This window comes from Paenibacillus sp. P3E, from assembly GCF_001909045.1.
GTDB classification, from domain to species: Bacteria; Bacillota; Bacilli; order Paenibacillales; family Paenibacillaceae; genus Paenibacillus_AQ; species Paenibacillus_AQ helianthi.
On sequence record NZ_LVWH01000111.1, the window covers coordinates 1 to 1,299 of the forward strand.

Below are 1,299 nucleotides of genomic sequence, written 5' to 3' on the forward strand. Positions count from 1 at the left end.
CCTCTCCGCTGTTTAAGCGGGGGAACGTTCCTACAATTCTTTCAAAAATCACAAAAAGAAATCGCCCTTTGGTAAAATGGAAGTGTCGAGCAACCATTTCAAAAAAGGAGCGATTTCTTTGTACATTCAATATACCATGGACCAACTTTGCTTGCCAATGGATCTGGAAGAAGACATTCCAGAAAATCACCTCGTTCGTGTCGTTAACGCAGCCGTCAATCGGCTGGACGACTCCATCTTTGACGCTGCTTATCCCGGCGGCGGCCGCGACAGCTATCATCCTAAAATGCTCACCAAAGTCATCATTTACGCCTACACTCAGCGTATCTATTCGTCTCGTCAAATCGCCAAAGCCGTGCGAGAGAATATTCCTTTCATGTGGCTGGCCGGACGGCAGCGCCCCAACTTTCGAACTCTTAATCGCTTCCGTTCCCAGCGGATGAGGAATGTCCTCGAAACGGTATTTACCGCCGTGCTTCAGTTTCTGGCTGACGAAAAATACGTGTCTCTGGAGCATTATTTTGTGGACGGCACTAAGATCGAGGCGAATGCCAATCGCTACACCTTTGTTTGGGGCAAAGCGGTCAGCAAACACAAAGCGAAATTACAGGAGAAGGTACACGCTCTGTTTGCTGACATTGAAGCGGCAGAGCACCAAGAAGAACAGGAGTTCCAGGGAAAGGACCTCGCCGAATTCGGAGAATCTTGTGAGATGAACAGTGAGAAGCTAGAAACCCTGACCCAGGTGCTGGAGTCTAAGCTCCTGGACAAACCTAAAGACAAACCTCTGAAAAAAGCCGTTCGGAAGCTTCGGAAGGATTTGCTGCCCAGATTACTGAAGTACGAACAGTACCAGAGGCTACTTGGCGACCGGAACAGTTTTAGCAAGACCGACCCGGATGCGACGTTCATGCGGATGAAGGAAGACCACATGCGAAATGGTCAACTCAAACCGGGTTACAATGTACAAATCGGAACGGAAAACCAGTTTATTTTAGCGTACAGTCTACACCCGAGACCTACGGACACCCGTTGTTTACAGCCGCATATGGAAAAGGCAAAAAAGATCTTGGGTAAACTTCCTAGGGCGGTAATTGCGGATGCAGGTTACGGCAGTGAAGAAAACTACGCCTATCTGGAAAAGGAAGAGATTCAGGCGGTCGTGAAATACGGCAGCTACCACAAAGAAAAGAGTAAAGCTTGGAAAGAGAATATCGGAAAGGTGGAGAACTGGACGTACAGTGAAACCAGGGATACATGGACGTGCCTAGCTGGGGAAACGTTGCATTTCCGCAAAGA

1 protein-coding gene is annotated in these 1,299 nt (G+C 48.4%); it reads left to right on the forward strand.

Annotated features, from left to right (window positions below):
- Window positions 1-118 precede the first annotated feature (118 nt).
- The coding region (locus tag A3842_RS10170; RefSeq protein WP_074101290.1) for an IS1182 family transposase at window positions 119-1,299 on the forward strand (1,181 nt) is incomplete at its 3' end.